The sequence below is a fragment of the Agrobacterium sp. fls2-241-TYG-188a genome, from assembly GCF_030209845.1.
The window spans coordinates 26518-47321 of sequence record NZ_JARVRD010000008.1 but is presented as its reverse complement, the minus strand read 5'-3'; the positions used below and the strand labels follow the sequence as shown (position 1 = coordinate 47321).

At 57.1% G+C, this 20804-nt stretch carries 21 protein-coding genes and 2 pseudogenes; 14 read left to right on the top strand and 9 right to left on the bottom strand.

The window, feature by feature from the left end; genetic code table 11:
• Position 1: 1 nt before the first annotated feature.
• Together QRN85_RS20720 and QRN85_RS20715 are read left to right on the top strand one after the other, a co-directional pair.
• A pseudogene (locus tag QRN85_RS20720) lies at positions 2–319 on the top strand (Crp/Fnr family transcriptional regulator); the annotation flags it as partial.
• Positions 320–350: 31 nt separating this feature from the next.
• Positions 351–497, top strand: coding sequence for a hypothetical protein (locus QRN85_RS20715; protein WP_284760085.1), 147 nt, complete (start codon positions 351–353; stop codon positions 495–497).
• A gap of 397 nt (positions 498–894) precedes the next feature.
• Here the strand turns inward: QRN85_RS20715 and QRN85_RS20710 are convergent, their stop codons facing one another.
• Positions 895–1767 (bottom strand): NAD(P)H-binding protein, encoded by an 873-nt coding sequence (locus QRN85_RS20710; RefSeq protein WP_284759939.1) that lies wholly within the window; start codon positions 1765–1767, stop codon positions 895–897.
• The gene (locus QRN85_RS20705) at positions 1767–2213 is read right to left on the bottom strand and encodes a nuclear transport factor 2 family protein (protein ID WP_284759938.1); all 447 of its coding nucleotides are present in this window, start codon (positions 2211–2213) and stop codon (positions 1767–1769) included. The genes QRN85_RS20710 and QRN85_RS20705 overlap by 1 nt, the downstream gene beginning before the upstream one ends.
• Before the next feature lie 56 nt (positions 2214–2269).
• Between QRN85_RS20705 and QRN85_RS20700 the strand changes: the two genes are divergently transcribed.
• Both QRN85_RS20700 and QRN85_RS20695 read left to right on the top strand, forming a co-directional pair.
• Positions 2270–2878: a TetR-like C-terminal domain-containing protein gene (locus QRN85_RS20700; RefSeq protein ID WP_112963832.1), complete on the top strand. Its 609-nt coding sequence runs from the start codon at positions 2270–2272 to the stop codon at positions 2876–2878.
• Between the two features lie 98 nt (positions 2879–2976).
• Entirely contained in the window at positions 2977–3852 is an 876-nt protein-coding gene (locus QRN85_RS20695) for an alpha/beta fold hydrolase (RefSeq protein ID WP_113100137.1), read from the top strand.
• Positions 3853–3909: 57 nt separating this feature from the next.
• On the opposite strand, the gene QRN85_RS20690 is transcribed toward QRN85_RS20695, so the two are convergent.
• On the bottom strand, positions 3910–5964 hold the full coding sequence (locus QRN85_RS20690; protein ID WP_112963830.1) for a 2Fe-2S iron-sulfur cluster-binding protein: 2055 nt from the start codon (positions 5962–5964) through the stop codon (positions 3910–3912).
• Positions 5965–6019: 55 nt separating this feature from the next.
• Entirely contained in the window at positions 6020–6631 is a 612-nt protein-coding gene (locus tag QRN85_RS20685) for a glutathione S-transferase family protein (RefSeq protein ID WP_112963829.1), read from the bottom strand.
• A 120-nt stretch (positions 6632–6751) separates the two neighbouring features.
• Between QRN85_RS20685 and QRN85_RS20680 the strand changes: the two genes are divergently transcribed.
• Positions 6752–7645 carry a LysR family transcriptional regulator gene (locus QRN85_RS20680; protein ID WP_112963828.1) on the top strand — a complete coding sequence of 298 codons (894 nt, stop codon included), beginning with the start codon at positions 6752–6754 and terminating at the stop codon, positions 7643–7645.
• Between the two features lie 127 nt (positions 7646–7772).
• Here the strand turns inward: QRN85_RS20680 and QRN85_RS20675 are convergent, their stop codons facing one another.
• Entirely contained in the window at positions 7773–8699 is a 927-nt protein-coding gene (locus QRN85_RS20675) for a LysR family transcriptional regulator (RefSeq protein WP_062588808.1), read from the bottom strand.
• A 116-nt stretch (positions 8700–8815) separates the two neighbouring features.
• On the opposite strand from QRN85_RS20675, the gene QRN85_RS20670 reads away from it, so the two are divergent.
• Together QRN85_RS20670 and QRN85_RS20665 are read left to right on the top strand one after the other, a co-directional pair.
• Positions 8816–9352: a hypothetical protein gene (locus QRN85_RS20670; protein ID WP_062588807.1), complete on the top strand. Its 537-nt coding sequence runs from the start codon at positions 8816–8818 to the stop codon at positions 9350–9352.
• 12 nt (positions 9353–9364) lie between these two features.
• A complete protein-coding gene (locus QRN85_RS20665; RefSeq protein ID WP_113094418.1) occupies positions 9365–10351 on the top strand; it encodes an NAD(P)H-quinone oxidoreductase in 987 nt (328 codons plus the stop codon).
• 166 nt (positions 10352–10517) lie between these two features.
• Here QRN85_RS20665 and QRN85_RS20660 read toward each other — a convergent pair.
• Both QRN85_RS20660 and QRN85_RS20655 read right to left on the bottom strand, forming a co-directional pair.
• A pseudogene (locus QRN85_RS20660) lies at positions 10518–11249 on the bottom strand (SDR family NAD(P)-dependent oxidoreductase).
• Positions 11250–11321: 72 nt separating this feature from the next.
• Positions 11322–11903 carry a TetR/AcrR family transcriptional regulator gene (locus QRN85_RS20655; RefSeq protein ID WP_062588803.1) on the bottom strand — a complete coding sequence of 194 codons (582 nt, stop codon included), beginning with the start codon at positions 11901–11903 and terminating at the stop codon, positions 11322–11324.
• Positions 11904–12138: 235 nt separating this feature from the next.
• Between QRN85_RS20655 and QRN85_RS20650 the strand changes: the two genes are divergently transcribed.
• The 4 genes from QRN85_RS20650 (at position 12139) to QRN85_RS20635 (ending at position 14410) form a co-directional block, all read left to right on the top strand.
• Positions 12139–12651: an RrF2 family transcriptional regulator gene (locus QRN85_RS20650; RefSeq protein ID WP_284759937.1), complete on the top strand. Its 513-nt coding sequence runs from the start codon at positions 12139–12141 to the stop codon at positions 12649–12651.
• A gap of 11 nt (positions 12652–12662) precedes the next feature.
• Positions 12663–13415: an SDR family oxidoreductase gene (locus tag QRN85_RS20645; RefSeq protein ID WP_062588799.1), complete on the top strand. Its 753-nt coding sequence runs from the start codon at positions 12663–12665 to the stop codon at positions 13413–13415.
• Positions 13416–13431: 16 nt separating this feature from the next.
• Positions 13432–13869, top strand: a complete 438-nt coding sequence (locus QRN85_RS20640; protein WP_284759936.1) for a cupin domain-containing protein — start codon at positions 13432–13434, stop codon at positions 13867–13869.
• Between the two features lie 94 nt (positions 13870–13963).
• Complete coding sequence (locus QRN85_RS20635) at positions 13964–14410, top strand: carboxymuconolactone decarboxylase family protein (RefSeq protein WP_062588797.1); 447 nt, start codon at positions 13964–13966, stop codon at positions 14408–14410.
• A 264-nt stretch (positions 14411–14674) separates the two neighbouring features.
• Here the strand turns inward: QRN85_RS20635 and QRN85_RS20630 are convergent, their stop codons facing one another.
• On the bottom strand, positions 14675–15652 hold the full coding sequence (locus QRN85_RS20630) for an oxidoreductase (RefSeq protein ID WP_113170321.1): 978 nt from the start codon (positions 15650–15652) through the stop codon (positions 14675–14677).
• Positions 15653–15743: 91 nt separating this feature from the next.
• Here QRN85_RS20630 and QRN85_RS20625 point away from each other — a divergent pair, with 91 nt between their 5' ends.
• From QRN85_RS20625 to QRN85_RS20615, 3 genes are all read left to right on the top strand, one after another.
• The gene (locus QRN85_RS20625) at positions 15744–16685 is read left to right on the top strand and encodes an AraC family transcriptional regulator (protein ID WP_284759935.1); all 942 of its coding nucleotides are present in this window, start codon (positions 15744–15746) and stop codon (positions 16683–16685) included.
• Between the two features lie 299 nt (positions 16686–16984).
• On the top strand, positions 16985–17473 hold the full coding sequence (gene alaE, locus QRN85_RS20620) for an L-alanine exporter AlaE (RefSeq protein ID WP_284759934.1): 489 nt from the start codon (positions 16985–16987) through the stop codon (positions 17471–17473).
• 378 nt (positions 17474–17851) lie between these two features.
• Positions 17852–18514: an SOS response-associated peptidase gene (locus tag QRN85_RS20615; protein WP_284759933.1), complete on the top strand. Its 663-nt coding sequence runs from the start codon at positions 17852–17854 to the stop codon at positions 18512–18514.
• A 1002-nt stretch (positions 18515–19516) separates the two neighbouring features.
• Here QRN85_RS20615 and QRN85_RS20610 read toward each other — a convergent pair.
• Positions 19517–20599: a hypothetical protein gene (locus QRN85_RS20610; RefSeq protein WP_284759932.1), complete on the bottom strand. Its 1083-nt coding sequence runs from the start codon at positions 20597–20599 to the stop codon at positions 19517–19519.
• Between the last annotated feature and the right edge of the window lie 205 nt (positions 20600–20804).

Sequence of the window (20804 nt, the reverse complement as noted above, 5' to 3'; positions counted from 1 at the left end):
CATGGAGGCTGGATCTTTCGTGCGATTGTTTCCTAACGACAGGTTCATTGGAAAACTTTTTATGGGCTACGTCCGCATTCTCCTGCTTCAAACAGCATCCACCGTTAGTTCACTAACCCACCAGAAAATAGAAAAGCGTCTGGCGAGATGGCTTTTGATGTGTCACGACAGGCTTATCGGAAACGACATCGTTTTAACTCACGATAGTCTGGCGAACATACTTGGGGTGCGCAGGGCAAGCGTCACAACCGCGCTTCACGTCTTGGAAGGAAACGGTTTCATACGCTCAACGAGAGGTCTCATCACGCTGAAAGATCGTCCCGGCCTAGAGCTTTTTGTAGGCGGATCATATGGAGTGGCAGAACGAGCATACCGATCGCTTATTGCTGGCGGCCCAGATCACGACCATAGCCCCCAAAGCGTGGGAGAGGTTTTTGGAGGAGCTTTTACCAATCTTCAGTAAACTGGTGCAGGAGCGCAGGCTTGAACACGTCTGACAGTGCGCACAAATTCCGAACCGCGCTCCGCTATTGCATCGTCGCGGAGAGCCGGCAGCTGCCACTACTTGGCATCAAAATCGCAGAACCAATACTCGAGTTGGCGTGTCTCTTTTTGTGCAGCTCAGTGGAGCCGAAACCGGATGACGACGCAGCGGCAGTAGAGTTCTTGTGTTGGACATGATCGATATGGCGCGTGCATAAGGTATCAGAATTACCGCAGAAAGCGTCGAAATGGCAGAACAGCATGCAGCCCTAGTCCGCCTTAGCCGTGACGACCTTACGGGCGAGACCGGAAGTCAGAAATTGCAGCGTGCTGTCGTTAGCTCTTGAAAGGGATTGAACCCCAAAACTGCGTGTAGTCATTACGTCAAAGCCGACTAGCGGCAGATAACGATCATTCGGTTTTTTGACCTTTTACTAGATACGTCCAGCACCCGCTGTGCTGCCGCATGAAACCATCCGCCGAATTTGGATATTCTCCAGTTAGCGTGCCTACACTGTCAGTGACGCGATCCTCATTCCCGTCTTCAATCCACTTATCCATCAAGGCCAAGGTCTCAGCATAGGTCCTATCCAAACCACCATCGCAGTATCGATCGACAAGTTGATCGACGTCCAGATTCACATGCCGGATCGCTCTTCCCAGAACGTCCGTAAGCTTGGATGCAACATCCGAATAGGACAACGTCTCAGGACCGGTCAGAATAAAATCGCGGTTCCACGAATGGTCCGCGAGCAATGCGCTAACCGCTGCTCTGGCGATATCGCTTGCGTCGATGAAGCCGACCCTGCCCGATCCTGTGGCGGAATAGATGACGCTCTCTTGGCGGATCGTATTTAGATGATGCTTCTGGGAAAAGTTTTGCAGGAACCAGGTTGGACGCAGAACTGTCCACTCTGAAGCGTTGTCCTTCAGATAGGCATGGATCTGCCCCATCATCGGTCCACCCGCCTCCAGCGATGATGCGCTTAGGAGAACAAAGCGCCGAACTCCACATGACCGCGCTATTTCGAGGACTGGCAAAACCACTGAGCCATGATCGCTGGTATTCGTTGGCGCAACCACATAGACCGCATCCATGCCAGCAAAAGCCGCCCGTGCACTTTCCGGCTTCTGCCAGTCAAATAGAACCTCGTCCGTGGTCGATGGCCTGCGCGTGCCGACTTTCGTTGCAATACCTCGCTCTTTCAGGCCTCGCACCACCAACCGCCCCGTTGTACCGGTACCACCTGTCACAAGAACATTCATCTTGTGAGCGTTGTCCATTATCCAGCCTCCTCTGCGGATGACGACGACGCCGTGGCGTTGAGAAGGATGATTGGGTTCCAGTAATCGCGGTAACGCGTGATCAGGCCATCCTTTAAATCGATCACCGAGACGTAGTCCTGATCGTAACGTGCGCCTGTCTCGTTAGAATATCCCTTGCAACTGAATTCGACCGTGGCGGCATCGGAGTTGGAAGAAATGAAAACACGGCCAAGACTCATGGACTCGATCGTCAGCAAATCTCCGACCGTTGGAAGATATGCTTCAAGTGCTGCCTTGCCAATGAGACGCTCTGTGAACCCCTCTGGTGCATAGGGAAATTCGAAGACGATTGTATCAGCGCACATGTCGAGAAATGATGTTGCGTTCGGCGATACCAGATCGCCCAACGCCTCTCGCAAGAGAGATGACAGGCTCGGAAACAGGTCAACATTCTCGATCATCATGCTTTACTCCCATTGAATGGAACGCTATCGTTCCGTCCATATATGGAGTGCAATCGATGGAACGCAAGAGTATCGACCAAGAAAAACGTAGCCCGAGCGGTGCTGCGGTCATGCGTACCGACCTCACCGACGCATTGGTTCGCGCGTTTTTTGAGGAGTGGGCATCCTATGGCTATGGCGGAATAAGCCTTGAGCGGGTCGCGGCGCGCGCAGGTGCAGGCAAGGCTGCCATCTATCGCCGCTGGCCATCGAAGCTCGCGATTGCTACCGAGGCGATAGCTAAGCTGGGGATGGACCTAACCGATGTCTCGGAAAGAGATAGCCTGATCGAAGAGCTGGAGGGATACCTGTTCATGATGCGGCGTGCACTTCGGCATCGGCTTGTGCGCAGGATATTACCGGACCTTTATGCCGAAGCCGCCCGTCAAGGTGAACTGGTCTCGACGTTAGCCGGTCTTGCGCGCGCCCGTCGATCCGCAGGCTCCGCTATACTTCAGCGCGCCATAGCGCGCGGCGAGATCAACGCAAATGTGGATATTGAGATGGCTCTGGATATGATCCCGTCGGCACTCTACTGGCGTATGGTGGTGACGGGCCGCTCGCTAACGAGAGATCAGACAAAGCGGCAAGCAAAGGCTCTGGCTGCGGCCATCAAAATTCTCTAGCAGCCAAAGACTTTACACGCAGAACGCGTTCTAAAACGCAAAACAATCGAAACCAGAATTGCAGTCTCGTTGTTGCTCGGCAAAAGAGGAGACCTTGTATGCCCCACGTCGATACCGAAAATATGCGGATCAGCTTCATCGAAGCAGGTGCAAAACATGGCAAACCCGTCCTGCTTCTTCACGGTTGGCCTGACGATGCTTCGACGTGGGATAACGTGTCATCGAGACTCGCCAAACACGATCTGCGATTGATCGCACCATACCTTCGTGGATTTGGCGGCAGTGTCTTCCTTAACGAAGATGCGTTGAGAACTGCCAACAGCGAAATCCTGGCAATGGACGCGATCGCTCTGATGGATGGTCTGGGAATCGACACGTTCTCCGTCGTTGGACATGATTGGGGAGCTGGCGTAACGGAGGCGTTGGCAGTCGGCTGGTCAGATCGTGTGGAGCGAATGGCGCTTGTATCCTCGCTGCCGCGAATGGGTGGACTGAAAACTCCATCATTCCAGCAGGCACAGAGGTACTGGTACCATTGGTTCATGGCAACGAAACGCGGCGCGGAGGCAATTGCAGAAAATCCACACGGCTTTACTCGCATCCAGTGGAAAAACTGGGGTCCTGACGGCTGGTTCGATGAGGCGACGTTCGATGCGGTATCGAAATCCTTCGATAATCCAGACTGGGTCGCAGTCACCCTTCACAGCTATCAGGCGCGATGGGGAGAGGCAGATGTCGATCCCGCAAGCAAGTGGTTGGAAACCAAAATCTGGGAAACGAAATCCCTATCGCTACCCACACTCTACTTTCAGGGACTGGAAGACGGCGTGAACCCGCCCGAGCTATCCGAAACTCTGCACGAAAAATTCTCCGGTCCATTCCAGCGTATCGTTCTTCAGAATGTCGGCCATTTTCCACAGCGCGAGGACCCGGACACGGTCGCGCGAGAACTTGCAGTCTTTCTCGGCAGTTGACGCAACGCATCCCGGCGATAGATCGCTGGGATAGGCAAGCAAAGCGTTGATCACCGCTCACAGCTCGAGCTGCAAATCCCCGTCCGTTTGAGCCGGCACTGAACAGCAGATCAGCGCCTCGCTATCCGCTACCGCATAGCTAGGCTCGGAGAGGTAACTGACCTGACCCTTGACGATCTTTGTTCGGCAATCCCCGCAATTGCCGGCCCGGCAGCCATAGGCCGGGCTGAGGCCACTTTGCTCTGCGAGTTCCAGCAAGGAGCCTCCGCCCGGCTTCCATTGCACTTCTTTTTTCGATTGTGTGAAGCCGACGCGCGTCGGAGCCGAAGCTGCGGGCTTCGAAGGCTCCGCGGACAACTCAACAGCGCGATCGCGCTTCAGGCCAGAGGGACCGAATGCCTCCGCATGGATACGATTGTCTCCAATATTCAATCCGCGTAGCCCGTCATACATTGCCTGCATGAAGGACGATGGTCCGCAGATGTAGAAGTCATAGTCGCCGAATGGCAGGTATGCCTTCAGCAACGTCATATCGACGCGGCCAGCTGCATCAAAGAGGCCTTCATCATCGACATCGGGCGCACTGAGCACCCTGACATCCCGAACGGTCCCTTCGCTGCGCGCCACCAGTTCGCCGATTTCGCGGTCGAACGCCCTCTCGGCAAAGCTGCTTGACGATCGGAACAGCCATACTGGCCTGCGATAGAGCGTTCTGTCGCCCGTCTGAACAACATGGCGCAGCATCGACAACAATGGTGTGATGCCGATGCCAGCCGCAAGAAGGACCGCCGAACGGCTGCGTTCCATCGCGTCGATGGTAAACGCTCCCACAGGCGCCAGCGCCTCGATCTCGTCACCCTCGTTCATTGTGTGCAGGAGCGTGGATGCCCGCCCCTCACGCTTCACACTCAGCCTGTAGAAGCCGTCCGCCGGGCCATTGGATATCGTATAGCTACGGCGGATCGTATCCTTACCGTCATTGATGCGGATCGGCAGATGCTGACCCGCGAGGTGCGGAATGGGGGCCTCATCATCGACGGGCTTAAGGTAAAGCGAACGGATCGTCGAACTCTCCTCGACAATTCGCTCAGCACGAAAGCGCCTCCACGTCTTTGACGGGGTCGCGACCTTCAAGCGGCTTGCAGCCTCCTGCCAGTCCCCAGTCATCAGGCTGTTCGGTGACATGCCGTTTTCGAGAAAGCTCCATCGCAGCGGCAAGGCGTCTTTGCGCAGCACCACTTTTTCTGGTGTGACGCGCCAGAGACGCTCGGCGCCCTCGAAGGCAGCAATCTCGGGTGAATCCAGTATCACCTCGACGCTGCCAGCAATCTGCAGAACATCACCCGTCTCATGGTCAAGGAACAAAAGCCCGGCTCGCGGATTGACGACGAAATTGCCAAGTGTGTTGAAGAACAGGTTTCCATTGAAATCCGGCACAGTCAGGCTGCCATCGGCATCAACACGAACGAAACCGGGCCGGCCGCCGCGATGGGAGACATCGACCTGCCGCCCTTCTCCGTCGCAATCCACATAGGAGGCCACGAAGAACGTGTCGGCAGATTTGACGATGCCACGCTCCTGCATGCCGAGCCGATCTGAAACAAGCACTTCCGCGCGTTGCGGCGTTTCCGGATCACGCACAAAGCTGAATTGCCGATTTTGGACGTAGCGCGGACAATTGCCGAAGCTCTGCCCGACTGCGACGGAAAAGCGGTCGTTGCTATCCCGGATGACCGTACCGTTCATCCTGTTACGTCGGCGCGTGATGAGATCGACGCCGACCAGACCAATGGGATCGCCGTCGTTCATACCGGCTTCGGCAGGATCATCGGTATCGCTGGCGGCCTCGACATCAAGCGTATGGGGATCGGGCGAATGCAGAAAGCCGGGCCGTCCACTGCGGATCGTCGCCCACGGCGTACCATCGCCATCGACAGAGCCGATGGCGATGAACGGCAGCAGCGGATAGAACTCCCGGTGCTGGTCAAGCAGGAAGGTTCGCAAGACCCTGCGCCCCACTGGGTCCATCTGCTCGATCACACCGGCGTGCCGCTGTATTTCAAGTTCGCCCGCATGCCATGGTGACGATGGTGAGGGTGTTTCAGCAGGCATTGGAACCTCCTATGAGGGACGGCGACCGGACCAGTGTCCCGAACGAGAGACCGTGTCAGGCAGCCAGGCCAACTGCGGTTTTCGGGAGAGCGACGAAACCGGGCAAAGCTTCGATCCTCGCCAGCCAGTGACGGACCTCTGGATGAGGCGTGAGATCGACATTGCCCTCTGGCGCGCCAGCGATGTAGCTGTAAAGCGCGACATCCGCGATGGTCGGCGTATTGCCGATGATGAAAGGGTGATTTTTGAGTTCGGCATTGATGAGGCCAAGAACCCGGTGGGCTCGGGCAATTACCTCTTCGGCCCGGAAATCTGCTCCGAACACGGTAATCAGTCGCGCCGCGCACGGCCCATAGGCAATTTCTCCGGCGGCGACGGAAAGCCACTTCTGTATCTTCGCAACAGAAGCAAGATCGTCGGGCAGCCAGTCTTTCCGACCAAGCTTCGTGGCGACATAGACGAGGATAGCATTGGAATCGTTGACGACGACGTCGCCATCCTCCAGCACCGGCACTTGGCCGAATGGATTGAGCTTGAGGAACTCGGGCGTCTTGTGCTCGCCGTTCGCCAGATCGAGGTCGACGATCTCGGCGTTCACGTTGAGGAGAGAAAGGAAGAGGCGAGCGCGATGCGCATGGCCCGAAAGTGGAAAATGGTAGAGTTTCATGACTGGCTCCCTTGAGGGCCGGACACAGTCATCCGGCAACGAGAGAAACCTAGCAGTATCCATATTTTTGTATTAGAGCGTTAAATCTGTAATCATCCTCCCATTTTGTGGAAGGCAAGTATGGATCGTCTTGATGCTATGGCAGTTCTCTTGTCCGTGGTGGAACATGGTAGCCTTTCCGCAGCGTCGCGCGCGCTGCACTCGCCACTGCCAACGGTCAGCCGCAAGGTGGCCGAGCTGGAGGCTCATCTCGGCGTTCCCCTGCTGACCCGCACCAGCCGCAAGATTCTGCTCACCGAGGCCGGGGAGAATTATGTCGCTGCGGCGCGCGAAATTCTTGAGCGAGTGGAAGAAGCCGAACGCCGTGCCACCGGAGAATACGCCGCGCCAAAGGGAGACCTCACAATGACGGCGCCGATTGTCTTCGGCCGCCTGCATGTGCTTCCAGTCATCACGGGCTTCCTGAAAGCCTTTCCGGACATCAACATTCACCTGACGATGAGCGACCGGACAATCAGTCTTGCCGACGAACACATCGATGTCGCTCTGCGCATCAGCCAGCTTTCCGACAGCAACCTGATCGCAATCCGCCTCGGCTCCATCCGCACAACGATCTACGCCAATCCCGACTATCTGAAGCGGCACTCCCGTCCGTCACATCCTGACGAACTCGAGCACCACGATTGCATCGCGTTCGAAGGCGTGCTTTCGACACGGTTCTGGACGTTTCATGACGGCGCAAAAGATATCGCGGTGCCGATCCGCACACGCCTTTCCGTCAACACCGCTGAAGCAGCGGTTGACGCAGCCGCCGCCGGTCTCGGGATAACGCGCGTCATGGCCTACCAAGCGAAGCACGCAGTCGATGCCGGCTTGCTGGTGCCGTTGCTGGAGGATTTTGAACGAGAGGCATCGCCGGTTCACCTCGTCCACCTATCGCAGGGCCTGATGCCGCTGAAACTCAGAACGTTTCTTGATTTTGCCACGCCACGACTGAGGACTTTGTTAAAATAGGGCGCGACTGGGCTGTTTGATGAAATTCAAACGGATAATCGGAGTCCGACGCCTTGATGAGAATCGAACCCTCACTCGACGAGTTGTGGGAGCATTGACTTCATTAGCTTTGATTTGCCGGCCGTTGCTATTCCCCACTGACACCCCACCGCGGCGGTGCGCCGATATGGGCCTTGAGTGCTTCCGTAAACGCCCTGACCTTGGCGGACGGCACCTGGAGGGCACGCAGGAGATAGATGCCTGACGATCGCTCGTTCCATCGCTCGCCACGGAGTTTCAGCCGGATGAGATCACCTGCCTGCGTGGAGGGGCCCGAAACCCAGCTTGGCAAAAAGGCCACTCCCATTCCGGAGATCGCGGCGCTGTTTAACGCCTCGAAATCATCGGACCGGAAAGCCACTTGCTTGCAGGCCTCGCCGGCGGAGCTTCCGAGAATGTCAGACCATCCGAGCAGATCATTGCCATGGAGCTTGTCGAGAAGGCGATGATGGATGAGCGCATTCTCGTCTTCCGGCTCGCCATGCTGCTCGACATAACCAGGGCTCGCCACAAGAATGCGGTCAAGCGGAGCAAGCTTCGTGGCAATCAGGGAGCTGTCCGCAAGCGCCCCCATCCTCACCACTAGGTCGAGCCGTTCGGCCACGGGATCGGCCAGCCGCTCGGTAAGATCCAGCTCGACATGCAGACCCGGATATTCCTGCGCTAGCGATGCGATAACAGGAATAACATAGCGCTTTCCGAAAGTCGGGAAACAAGCGATCCGCAGCGTGCCGCTGACCGCACTATCGAAGGCGGCAACCTCGGCATGTGTATCGGCCAGATCGTTGAGCAGGCGCTGGGCGCGCTCATAGAGATGACGGCCCGCGTCCGTCAATGACAACGCTCGTGTCGAGCGAACAAGGAGAGCAACGCCCAGGTCTTGCTCGAGCGCATCAATCTGTCGAACGACAGCCGAGGGTGTGACAGCCCTACGCCGAGAGGCAGCTGAGAAGCTCCCAGTGCGTACGACATCGACGTAGACCGCGAGATGTTCAGCGAACCGTGGGTCTCTCATCTTTGCCTACAGCGCAAAACCGTTTCGACCATTCAGTTTGTTATCATCTGCGGGCATCCGAAGCATTTTCCTTCTCGTCAACGGGCGGTCGCCCAACAAACAGAAGGAACACTCCAATGGTCAAGGTCCTAGATACAATTCTCTCCCAGTCCGCCTATTCCGCAGAGATCGACGTTCCGCTCGAAAAGATCGACATTGCCGACTGGCTCTTCACCCTGCCGGAAGCCGAATACCTGCGCTGCTGCCCGCCTGATCACATTGCAGCCGGCGTCACATGGACCGACGACGGTCGTCGCATGTCGATCAATGTTGAGCAGATCGGCTCGGGCCTCGTTGTGCAGCATTATGTGGCCGAGGTCGCCGAGCCTGCCTACTGCCGCATGAACTCGATCTCGGACGTCTTCACTGACAAGGGGCGCACCCAGGTCAACGTCGTCTGGGAATTGATGGCCGAGAAGATCGACGATGGCAGGACCCGCTATACCAACAAAGTTACCGCCCATCCGACGGATGTGTTCATGGCTTTCCTCAGCGAGCACAGCATCAAATTCGAAGATGCCGCAGCAGCCCGCCAGGCAGCGGGCGGTGACCACAATAGCCGTGAGACACCTCTCTTCGCTGCAAGCATCGCCCGCCGGGCACTGTCCAAGTAAGGAGATCTTCGAATGAAAGCGATCGTCTTCGACGACTTCGGAAGCGCGGATGTCCTGCGACTTGCCGATGTCCCAATACCCGAAGTGCGCCCTGACGACCTTTTGGTGAAGGTTATGGCGGCCGGTGTCAATCGCGCCGACCTTCTTCAACGTGAAGGCGTCTATGGCGCTCAGACTTACGGCGACAGTGACATCCTCGGCCTCGAGGTCGCCGGAGAAGTGACAGCCGTCGGAAACGAAGTAACCGGCTTTGCCGTCGGCGACCGTGTCATGGGGATTGTCGGTGGCGGGGCCTATGCTCAGTACGCCCGTGTCGATGGCGGAATGGCGACAGCCATCCCTACCGGCTTGTCCTTCATGGAGGCTGCCGCAGTCATGGAAAGCTTCGTCACGGGCTGGGAGGCGCTTGCCCATCTCGGACAAATCGCAAAAAGCGAGACCGTTCTCATCCATGCTGCTGCAGGCGGTATCGGATCAGCAGCCGTCCAGCTCGCGAAAGCGGCAGGAGTAACCGTGCTGGCCACCGCTTCGGCAGGCAACATCGAAAACGTGTTTTCGCTGGGCGCCGATGCTGTTTTTGATTACAGGCGAATGGATTTCGAGGCGGAAGTTGTTGATGCGACGGCGTCTCGCGGGGTCGATCTGATCATCGACTTTGTCGGCGGGTCCTACCTCGCCCGCAACATTCGTAGTCTTGCTCCCGGTGGTCGGCTTGTCCAAGTGGGCCTGTTGGGGCGGGATGACAACGCCAAGATTCCGCTCGGGACTGTTCTTCACAATCACTTGCAATTGCTTGGCACGGTCATGAAATCCAGATCGCGCTCAGAAAAAAGAGCAATGATCTGCCGGTTCAGGGACGATGTGCTGCCAATGATGGGCAAAGAACTTCAGCCCGTTGTCGGGGCACTGTATCCGCTCTCAGCGACATCGGATGCCCATCGCCGGATGGAGGCCGGCGGAGTGTTCGGCAAGATCGTTCTTGGCAATTTTCATGGGTGATGCCGGATACGTGAGCTCTTGGACTGAGTGGAACTCGCGAACTGTACCGCGATAATTCAAAAGATTGACCGGCGGTGAGTTTTGCCCAGCAGACTTTTGCAGGAGGAAAGATGGCGGAGTGGTGGACAGAGCCGCTGTGAACGGCCCTATCCCTGCAGCGCTGAATTTATAACGTCCAGTCTCCGTCGATTGTCAGGCTCGATCCGGTCATGAAGGACGTGTCGGGACCCGTGAGATAGGACACCATTCCCGCAATTTCCCGGGGGTCGGCAACGCGCTTCAAGGGGCTGCGGTTAGACAACATCTCAATGGCACCGGCATTCATGTCCGTGTCCGTTGGACCAGGTTGGATGTTGTTGACGGTGATGCGCCGCGGAGCCAGATCAAGGGCCAAGCCTTTCACCATCGCTGCGACGGCAGCCTTGGAGAACTGGTAGACGCTTGCTCCCGCCATTCCAGTCCGTTCCGCCGTGTTCAAGCCGATGTTTATGACCCGGCCGCCATCCTTCATGTGCGGCACTGCGGACTGGATGGACAAGAAAACGCCGCGGATGTTGATGTCGATCATCAGATCGAGTTCTTCGAGACTGACCGCATCCACTGCGTTGAGCCGCTAAATCCCTGCGTTGACAACGACGGCGTCGATTGGCCCGAAGATGTCGACAGTTTTTGCCACCGCGCCACGAATGGCGTCAGCGTCTGCGCTGTCGGCCTGGACAGCTACGGCGCGGCGCCCGCTCTTCTCGATCTCGCTGACGAGCGCCTGTGCGCTGTCTGGTCGCGAAACATATGTGAAGGCGACATCGTAACCGTCTTTTGCCAGTCTCTCGACCGAGGCGGCGCCGATGCCACGGGCACCTCCAAATACGAGGGCGGTTTTGCGTTCTTCGATCGTCATGGGAGTCTCCTTTTATTGACAGATCAGTCCATAATTGAGCAAATGAAAAGCCTCGTTGTCGCAGAGGCCTGGTTATGGCTTTAGACGCTTCGTTGCAAAGCGTGCCATCGCCTTCAGATGTGGAGCTTTTGCGCCGCCACGCGCAGCCACTTGCAGGCCGGTCATTGTCATCTGAATAAACGCAGCAGTCTCTTCAGCGTCGAGAACAGGATTGATTTCCCCCGAACGCTGGCCCTCCAACACTCTCTCCGAAATGCGTTGACCTAGTGCCGCACTGGCAGTGGCGCGGCGCGTATTGAGATCCGGATCGGTCACGCCAAACTCGCCGACTGATCCAACCCCCATGCATCCCAGCACACGCTCACAATCGTCTTCCGACACAAGACCGGAAAGCAGGTCTTCGATGCCTTTTATAGGCGATGTCGGGCCGCTCAACCTCATGACATGTCCAGTGTTTGTCCGCTGCTGATAGGTATCCAGCGCTTCAAGATAAAGAGTACGTTTGTCGCCAAAGGCGCCGTAGAGGCTTTGTCTGCCAATGCCCATCGCCACACGCAGATCATCGGTAGAGGTCGCGGCAAATCCCTTTGCCCAGAACACCTTCAGTGCTTTCTCCAACGCTGCGTCTCGGTCGAATTCTCTCGGTCTTGCCATGCAGCCGATCTATTAATTATGGACTGATATGTCAATAATTCAAATCCTACCGCCCGGCAGCTGCAATACGTCGGGGTGTCGATGAGAGTGCGAGCTTCCTGACTATCGCGAAGCGCCTAGCCGCCAGAGCTCCGTTTTCTGATCTCACATTCCGAATTTTCAACGATCTACTTGATCCCGGATTGACATCGAACATATTCGTGGATATTTTATATCCACGATTAGGAGGTATACCATGAAACTGAGCGAAGGCGTCGAGCAGGCGATTCACTGCACCGCATTCCTGGCGGGATTGTCCGAAGACGGCGTCCTTTCGGCGGCAGCACTGGCCGAACTCCACGGCGTTTCGACGAGCTACCTCTTGAAGCATCTGCAGGCGCTGTCTGGCGCCGGGATCGTCGCGACGACGCCGGGACCGAGGGGCGGCTACCGGCTGGCCAAGGCGCCGAAGGACATCAGCCTTCTCGACATCGTCCTTGCGGTCGAAGGACCGGCACCCGCCTTCCGCTGTGCCGAGATCCGCCAGCGGGGGCCGAACCCTCTGCCGCAGCGCTACTTCACCAAGCCCTGCCAGATCAACGCCGCGATGCTGAAGGCCGAGAAGGCTTATCGCGCAGAACTCGCCAAGGTGTCCGTCGCGGACCTTCTGGCGAATCTAGGCGCAGACGACGACGGCGGTATCGCCGCACGAGGATGCGCCTTCCTCGAACTCCACGAACGCAAGACGGGCAATCGCGCCTCGTCATAGGAGAAAGCAACATGAGCAAGTTGAAGAAGGTCGTCGTCATCGGCGGCACGGGCCTGATCGGCTCGAAAGCAGTGAAGCTGCTGCAGGATGCCGGCCACGAGGCCGTCGTCGCAAGCTCCCGCAACGGGATCAATGCCTATACGGGCGAAGGACTGGCCGAAGCCCTTGCGGGCGCCGACGCCGTCATCGACGTATCGAACATGATGTCCTTCGACAGGGACGTGATCACCGATTTTTTCGCCACATCGAGCCGCAACCTGATGGGCGCCGAACGGGCAGCGGGCGTGCGCCATCACGTCGTCCTGTCGATAGTCAATGCCGATCAGCTCGCGGCCAATCCTTACATGGCAGGTAAGCTGGCGCAGGAGGAGGCCGTCGCTACCTCGGGCCAGGCCTTCACGATCGTTCGGGCGACACAATTCCATGAATTCACGGAGACGCTGGTGGACGCGTACTCGGCCGACGGCGCGGTGACAGTGCCGGATATCGACTTCCAACCGATCGCGGCCGACGACGTCGCCGCTGCTTTGGTAGAAGCCGCGCTCAGCGAGCCGAAGAACGGCACCGTCGACCTCGCCGGACCTGAACGGGCACCCTTCAGATCCTTCGTCAGTACGTATCTCGATGCCAAAGGCGATAACCGCCCCGTGAACGCCGACGCCACCGTCGACTACTTCGGCGCGCCGGTCATGGCAGGCTCGCTGGTTCCCGGCGGAGACTCCATCAAGGGCCGGATCACGATCGCCGAGTGGCTCAGAGTTTAAGCAAGAGAGAAAGACCATGAAAATCATCCTCTATGCGGCTACGGCACTCGCGGCTTCCCTGGCCACCGCTTCCGCTCATGACGTCGCAAAATCGGGGCTCGTGTACGATACGAGGGACGCCAAGGTGACGCTTGTCTATGAGCATCCGCTTCCCAGCGTTCCCGGCAAGAGCGTGAAGGGCGTCCTCGTCGAGTACGGCCCCGGCGGCTACAGCTCTGCCCATACGCATGCAAAGTCCGCGCTTATCTACGCCACGGTTCCCGAAGGCGCGATCCAGAGCGCCGTAAACGGCGGCGAGACGAAGATCTTTACCGCCGGTCAGAACTTCACTGAACTGCCGGGAGACCGCCACGACGTCAGCGCCAACGCCAGCAAGACCGAGCCGGCGAAGCTGCTCGCCGTCTTCGTCGTCGATACCGATGACACCGCCCTGACGACGCCGCGCAAGCCGTAGCGCTACCTACCAGACCTACACCCTCCCCTACTGCACAAGTAACGACGGTTTCTCCGGCGAACGGAGAACCGTATCCACGAGAAAGGAAAACAATATGTCCCGCATGAACTGGTGCGAAGTCGCCCCCGAGGGTGCAAAGGCGCTCTTCGGCGTCCATCACTACGTCACCAAGAAAACGAACCTGCCTGAAGAGCTGGTTCATCTCGTCTTCCTGCGCGTGTCGCAGATCAACGGCTGCGCCCATTGCATCGACATGCATAGTCGCGATCTGCGCAAGACGATGTCCACCGATAAGATCATGCTTGTTCCGGTCTGGGACGAGGTGCCTCACCTGTTCAGCGAGCAGGAACGGGCCGCTCTCGCCTGGGCCGAGGAGGTGACCAACGTCAGCCAGACCCACGCGTCTGACGAGGCTTATGCCGCAGCCGCAGCCGCTTTCGAACCAAAAGACCTTGTCGACCTGACGATTACGATCGCCGCGATGAACGCCTTCAACCGTCTCGGAGCGCCGTTTCGTCTTCCGGTGGCGGCCAAGGCCTGATCAGCGTCAGGTCATCGCGCGAGTAACACCCTGCCGATCCGTTCAGGTCGACAGGGTCTTCCGAATGACAATGGCAATCGCAGTATCCGTGTCGCCATCTCCCAGAGATTGAAGGCATTATCCGCATCGATCACGTCAGTAGGTTTCTGACGGTGAGCCGCTGTTTACCATTGCCTGATACAGACTGACCATAATGTAGCCGGTCATCGACTGCCCAAAGGCCTCGCCTGGCGAAATCGCAAAGCGCTAGGCTGCCGATATGCCTCAGCCTCGACGATCACCTACTGACAAGCCGGTTAAATGCTCAGAAAGCAGCCAGAGCCGTTCAGCAGCCTGTGGATCCATGGCCCACGGGGCCACACCTCTGGTCCCATCCGTCTCTGTCTGCGGCAGGGCGACTTCGCAATCTTCGCAGTAGACACCGCCGATACCGTCGAGTTCGGGCCGCGTTGCTGCCCAGACGCTTGTTGCTGCCCCTTGTTCCGGCGTCTTGAGATCGCGCGATGGATCCACCCGGCGATTGCCATTCTCGTCGTAGACATCGAAAGAGTTGATCTCGTCTTCGGTAAGATGGCGGGCGAGATCGGTCAGGATGACGCCGGGGTGCAACGAAAATGCCCGCACGCCAAGCGCAGCTCCGCGGCGATCAAGTCCCAGCGCGAACAGAGCATTTGCCGTCTTCGCCTGGCCATAGGCCTGCCACTTGTCATAGGGGCGCGTCTTGAAATCGGTATCGTCGAAATCGACCGGGCCGATTTGATGCCCGCGCGACGACACCGAAATCACCCGCGCGTTGCCCGCTTTAACCAATGCCGGCCAAAGACCTGCAACAAGCCGAAAATGGCCGAGATGATTGGTCGCAAACTGGCTCTCGTGGCCAGCCTGATTCCGGCCAAGCGGCGTTGCCATGATGCCAGCGCTGTTGACCAGGATTGAGATCGGCTTACCCGCCACAACGATCCTGCCAGCAAAGGCGGCAACCGATGTGGGATCCGCAAGATCCATCGCTTCGATAACAACATTGTCGATACCGGCAAGTGTGCGTTCGGCCTTTTCGCGATTGCGGGCCGGTACGATGACACGAGCGCCGGCACCTGCGAGCGCCCGCGTCGTCTCGACGCCGAGACCGGAATAGCCGCCGGTGACAATCGCCGTCTTGCCGGAAAGATCGATGCCCTCGGTGACCTCGCGCGCCGTGCTGGCCGCACTGAATTGAGATCCAATAGGTTTCTGGTCGGACATGTCGTTACTCCTTGATTTATGGCTCTGGTGTCCGCTCCCTATATCGGATAGGCTCGCGGAGCCCCCAGCCTGCAGGATCCGGATTTCTGTCGTGATCGTCCAAAACATCCAAGATCCTCTATCTGACGTGTTGAATGCCATAGACGCGCGGGCGCTGTTCTCTGTGCGATTTGCCGCCGGAGGCTCGTGGTCTGTTGCTTTTCCACCACTGGGCTACCTCAAATTCAATGCGATCCGCGAAGGCGGTGCCTGGCTGGTCTCAGAGGGAGAGGCGCCGTTGCGCATTGAAGCGGGCGATTGTCTTGTGGTCAGCGGCAAGGCGTTTACGCTTTGCAGCGATCCCAACGTGAAGCCGATAGCGGCGGCAGAGGTATTCGCCGGGGGCAGTCTAGATGTCTCAGTGGGCGATGGTCGGGATTTTGTGCTCCTCGGCGGCAGCGTCAACCTCGACACAGTCGACGGATCTCTCCTCACCGACGCCCTGCCGCATGTGGTCGTGATCGACCGAGAAGAGGCCGGACCGATTGGCTGGCTGCTCGAACAGTTGGACTTGGAGTGGAACAGCACCGCGCCAGGTGCTCGGATCGCATGCAACGACCTGCTGCGGCTGGTGTTTATCCATGTTCTGCGTGCCTATATGGCACGTCAGACATCACAGCATCCCGGCTGGCTCGCCGGACTTGCCGATGTACGCCTGGCGCCTGCAATGCGGGCAATCCACGCTGATCCTTCGCACCGCTGGACGGTCGACGCACTGGCTTATCTCGCCGGCCAGTCCCGCTCCGGATTCGCCGAAAGATTTCGAGCCACCGTCGGAGCATCCCCGATAGACTATCTCGTGGGCTGGCGGATGCGGCTGGCCGCCGCTCGCCTACGGCGTGGCAACGAGCCACTGCCACGGATTGCTCAGTCGCTCGGCTATGCGTCTGATAGCGCGTTTGCCGCCAGCTTCCGCCGCGTCCTTGGCCAATCGCCCGCACGTTACCGTGCCCTGTATCGCGACGCAATCCACAGTGGGACGGTCAACTCTTGACTGCCGCCTTGCCACCTGGCTGAACGACTGCGCCGGGAGATGCAGAATTTCAGCAAGTCATCATTGTTTACGACCGCTTTCAATTTGAACCCACTCCGCATCGTAACGCCTTGAATGGAATCGAACCGCCGACCCTCAGTTCAGTTGGCTCTGTCTGGATAATTTTTCTAACAAACGCAGCTACTTCCTCTTCGGAGTGGTCAACTTGGGTCGGTGATGTCGGCAGCTAGCATCAAAACCGGTCATTTGGCTGATCGTCTGGCCTCGGAACAAAGTCATCCTCAATGCGCTGTGTCGTGATGACAAGAACAGGCGTGGAGAATGAGTTTGGCACAGACGAAGAATCGATCACGAAGCGCATAAGCATATGTTGCAGATACACTGGCTTTGATTCTGTCTTTACCACCACCGGCACCATCAATGAGCGGTTTATTGCAGGAATGACTTGGGAGCAGGTCTTTCATGCGCGCCTGATCGGAGGATTTCTTATGATACCAATAGGGCGTCCGTACGGGATGTGGCGCGACTGGATGATGAGCCATGCGAAGGAAAACCGACTGTCCCAGCTTCTATGGGACAGCTTGGCGCTGATGAGCTTTCAGGTGCCGATCTACGCCGCGATCATCTCTTTTAGCGGAGCCTCCGGGGATGGGCTGATACGAGGGGTCTTGGGCGCAGCGGTGATGATGATCATGCTCGGCCGACCTTATGGAGCATTCCTGAACTGGATAAGACACCTTTTTGGTCTACCGCCTGGAGGTGAAAAGCCAATGTCACTTAACACCTAAACGTAGGGGACCTTTAGACAGCGCCGCGGCGATTTGCCAATGCCAACATTGCTGCATCATATCTCGGAAAGTGCTCAAATGCGAAAATACGATGGTCGGGTTTTCCGATCGTTGTGGCATCTCTTACTACAAAAGGGCGAACCCGATTGAGCAGCTCGCGAGACCGGCATCGAGCAGCAAGGCATTAGAACTGAGGGCTTGGGAGGTCGTTGTCGTTAAATGCAGGGTCTGCGGCACGTATCTAACATTCCTCAATGGCGTATGAAGAATGTCGATAAGGACAAGTCTTTGGATCAACTGGGATCGCAGATGCGTTGTCAAAAGTGCCTCAAAAGAGGCGAAGTGAAAATCACTGTCGCGAAGATGCCGAGGTGACGCATGTGCAATCTGTACCAGGTCCGTAGCAATCAGGAAGCCATGCGCGACATCGCTGGCACGATGAATGAGCGGCTCAACCTTCAGCCAGAGATCGAAGTCTACCCGGATCGCCCTGCTCCGGTAGTGAGGAACAAGGATGGAGGCCGCGAGCTCGTCGAACTGACGTGGGGAATGCCAACTCCGCCAAACATCCTGGGCGGCAAGCCGGACACAGGGGTCACTAACATCCGAAATGTCGCGTCGCCTCATTGGCGCAAGTGGCTGAAAGTCGAGAACCGCTGTGTCGTTCCATGGACTCGATTTTGCGAATGGGAAGATACAAAGCCCCGTAAAACCAAACGTTGGTTTGCGATCAATGAGGTAGAGCCCCTCGCCTTTTTCGCCGGCGTGTGGACGGACTGGACCGGTACCAGAGGATCCATGAAAAATCCACGCGAAGGCCAGCACGAACTGTTTGCCTTCCTAACAACGGATCCCAATGCCGTTGTGAAACCCATCCATCCGAAGGCAATGCCTGTGCTGCTGACCACCAAGGAAGAAGTTCACGTGTGGATGAGCGCTCCGTGGGATGAAGCAAAAGAGCTGCAGCGACCTCTGCCAGCGGAGAAACTAATTCTTTTGCCGGTTGAGGAGCAGAAGGCAACTAGCGACTTGTTTGGATAGGAGAACGTCGCAGATGGCAAACAAGGAAAAGCTCCCTCGCCTCCGGGACTACAAAGGTGAAAAGATCGACATGGCGTGTCACAGGTGCGAGCGATACGGCATCTACGAGCGCAAATCTCTTTTAAAAAAGTTTGGAGCTTCGGTGCAATTTGTCAGCTTGCGTCGCGTGCTTGCAATCGGGTGCGACGACGCAGGGACGACAAAGTGCGACGCTCACTTCCCATGCCTGTTATCTGCAAACCTGGAATTTGGACAATAGGACTGGTCATTGAGCGACCTAACAAGCAAGACGGGTGACGGCATTCACGAAAATCACTATTGCAGTGTGCCGGACTGCAAGAAGTGGGGTGGCTTTGGATTCAACCCCAGCAAGGCTGAGCAGGTCCAGTGGTGGTGCTGGGCACACTACCCGTATAAAGAGCCGAACAAATGAGGTCTGTATTTTTTGCCGCGGCAGCGATAGCAATTCCGTTGATATCATCGTGACGTGACCGCGAAGATGATCAGTTTACAGATTTGGGATCGCCGTGGGGCGGCATTTGGTGAAGACCCATATGTGACCCCGATCGTTAGACAAAGTCATTTCAACGGAAAACATCATTTAGCTGGCCCAGTCGGCTTGCACTCCATCCCGGAGAACAGCGTCTCTTTCACTATTTTACGTTTAGCTCTCGCGACGCCGCTGATGGATCGGTGCGCTGTGGAACATACGACGTTAAGCCGGGCTCAATAAGGTTCGAATACTCGATCTCAGCTGAAAACATGCGAATGATGCGAGGAGTTTACTCAATAACTGAAGACGAAATGGTCAACTTCATCAGATCATTTGAGGCGGCACAACACTACAAGTACACGCAGCAGAGATAACCAAAAAGGCCGGGGCGAAACCGCACCGACCTTCCTGTCGCTTCTCACTTCTGCCAGTACATCCGTGGTCAGGCCGCAAGCTACTTGGCTGTAGGAATGCGCGGAGGCAGCGTTGGTTCCGCCTCCGCATTCATATCACTTACGGTACGACAAGCCGCCCCAAACACGACCTTCATCGCGGTGACGTCCACCATGCACGGCGCCAATATAGGCCGCTGCTGCGGCTACGAGCGAAGATGCCGCAAGAAGAAACGCCGTGAGGATACCGGTAACACGGGCTTTCTCAGCCGCGTCTGCAGCGGCAGTCTTGGCGTCCTGCATTGTCTTTTCGGCCTGTGCTGTCAGTTCGTCGATCTTCTTCTGAGCTTCATCGACGCGCTGTTGCGCTGTTGTACGAACAGTCTGAACACGTTCCACAGCCTGGTTTACGCGGTTCTGCGCATCTGCCTGGGGAATGCCTGTGCGAGCAGCGATCTGGTTGGCCATCCATGCCTTATCGGCGTCGGAGATTTCACCTGTCGAAAGCAGATTGCTCAGTATGCCGCTTGCTTGGCGCTGAAAGTCACCACTATTGGGATCGGCATTTAATGCAGGGGTATCAGTGCGCAGCAAAGTGTCTGTGAAGTAGTCGATCGGATTGGATTTAAGTCCCTGTGGCAAGGACTGTTCAATGCTTGGAGCGGCAGCCTGACCAGCACCCTGCGCGATGCCACCAACAGCATTACCTGCTCCTGACACCACGCCGCCCGCCAGCTGACCCGCTCCTTGCGCGGCACCACCTACAGCGGAGCCAGTGGCTTCAACTGCAGTTTGAGCAACACTACCGACAGCCTTGACGCCGCCCGAAACAACGCTAAGCGCCAGGAAAGCGGAAACAACCGTACCGATACCCCAAACGACAAGACCATTAACACCGTCTCGAGTCGTGCGTTCGTCACTGGTCGTCGTTTCAGACGCTGGACGTCGCATGCGGCCAGAGATGTACCCTCCGAGCATATAGGATGCGACCATCGACACGACCACAAAGAGCCCGGTCACGACAAGCCATGTGACACTGATTTCGCCGCCGTTATCTGCGGAGATAGCGTTCAGTCCCAGACCACCGGCAAACGCGGTGAATACAGCCATTGTACCGGACGTGATCGCTGTTCCAGCAAAAATTGCTGGCCAATCAACGTAGCTGCGATTTTGATTTTCAATCAATGTAGACTCTACCATCAACGTAGTCCCAACAATGAGAGGACAAACAGTACAACGACGACTAGTCCCACCAGATAAATGATAGAATTCATGAAGGTCTCCCTGAAAACAGCCGGAGCATAGGATGGCAAGTGGCTCACATAAAACTCCGAGCGCAATGACGCTCGGAGCGATAACCAGCGGTACGATAAAAGGTTCATTCGCCAATGCGAATAAATGAGCC

Coding starts and splice junctions, on each gene's coding strand:
- QRN85_RS20715 (WP_284760085.1), top strand. CDS start 351: ATGGAGTGGCAGAACGAGCATACCGATCGCTTATTGCTGGCGGCCCAG.
- QRN85_RS20710 (WP_284759939.1), bottom strand. CDS start 1,767: ATGGACAACGCTCACAAGATGAATGTTCTTGTGACAGGTGGTACCGGT.
- QRN85_RS20705 (WP_284759938.1), bottom strand. CDS start 2,213: ATGATGATCGAGAATGTTGACCTGTTTCCGAGCCTGTCATCTCTCTTG.
- QRN85_RS20700 (WP_112963832.1), top strand. CDS start 2,270: ATGGAACGCAAGAGTATCGACCAAGAAAAACGTAGCCCGAGCGGTGCT.
- QRN85_RS20695 (WP_113100137.1), top strand. CDS start 2,977: ATGCCCCACGTCGATACCGAAAATATGCGGATCAGCTTCATCGAAGCA.
- QRN85_RS20690 (WP_112963830.1), bottom strand. CDS start 5,964: ATGCCTGCTGAAACACCCTCACCATCGTCACCATGGCATGCGGGCGAA.
- QRN85_RS20685 (WP_112963829.1), bottom strand. CDS start 6,631: ATGAAACTCTACCATTTTCCACTTTCGGGCCATGCGCATCGCGCTCGC.
- QRN85_RS20680 (WP_112963828.1), top strand. CDS start 6,752: ATGGATCGTCTTGATGCTATGGCAGTTCTCTTGTCCGTGGTGGAACAT.
- QRN85_RS20675 (WP_062588808.1), bottom strand. CDS start 8,699: ATGAGAGACCCACGGTTCGCTGAACATCTCGCGGTCTACGTCGATGTC.
- QRN85_RS20670 (WP_062588807.1), top strand. CDS start 8,816: ATGGTCAAGGTCCTAGATACAATTCTCTCCCAGTCCGCCTATTCCGCA.
- QRN85_RS20665 (WP_113094418.1), top strand. CDS start 9,365: ATGAAAGCGATCGTCTTCGACGACTTCGGAAGCGCGGATGTCCTGCGA.
- QRN85_RS20655 (WP_062588803.1), bottom strand. CDS start 11,903: ATGGCAAGACCGAGAGAATTCGACCGAGACGCAGCGTTGGAGAAAGCA.
- QRN85_RS20650 (WP_284759937.1), top strand. CDS start 12,139: ATGAAACTGAGCGAAGGCGTCGAGCAGGCGATTCACTGCACCGCATTC.
- QRN85_RS20645 (WP_062588799.1), top strand. CDS start 12,663: ATGAGCAAGTTGAAGAAGGTCGTCGTCATCGGCGGCACGGGCCTGATC.
- QRN85_RS20640 (WP_284759936.1), top strand. CDS start 13,432: ATGAAAATCATCCTCTATGCGGCTACGGCACTCGCGGCTTCCCTGGCC.
- QRN85_RS20635 (WP_062588797.1), top strand. CDS start 13,964: ATGTCCCGCATGAACTGGTGCGAAGTCGCCCCCGAGGGTGCAAAGGCG.
- QRN85_RS20630 (WP_113170321.1), bottom strand. CDS start 15,652: ATGTCCGACCAGAAACCTATTGGATCTCAATTCAGTGCGGCCAGCACG.
- alaE (WP_284759934.1), top strand. CDS start 16,985: ATGACAAGAACAGGCGTGGAGAATGAGTTTGGCACAGACGAAGAATCG.
- QRN85_RS20615 (WP_284759933.1), top strand. CDS start 17,852: ATGTGCAATCTGTACCAGGTCCGTAGCAATCAGGAAGCCATGCGCGAC.
- QRN85_RS20610 (WP_284759932.1), bottom strand. CDS start 20,599: ATGGTAGAGTCTACATTGATTGAAAATCAAAATCGCAGCTACGTTGAT.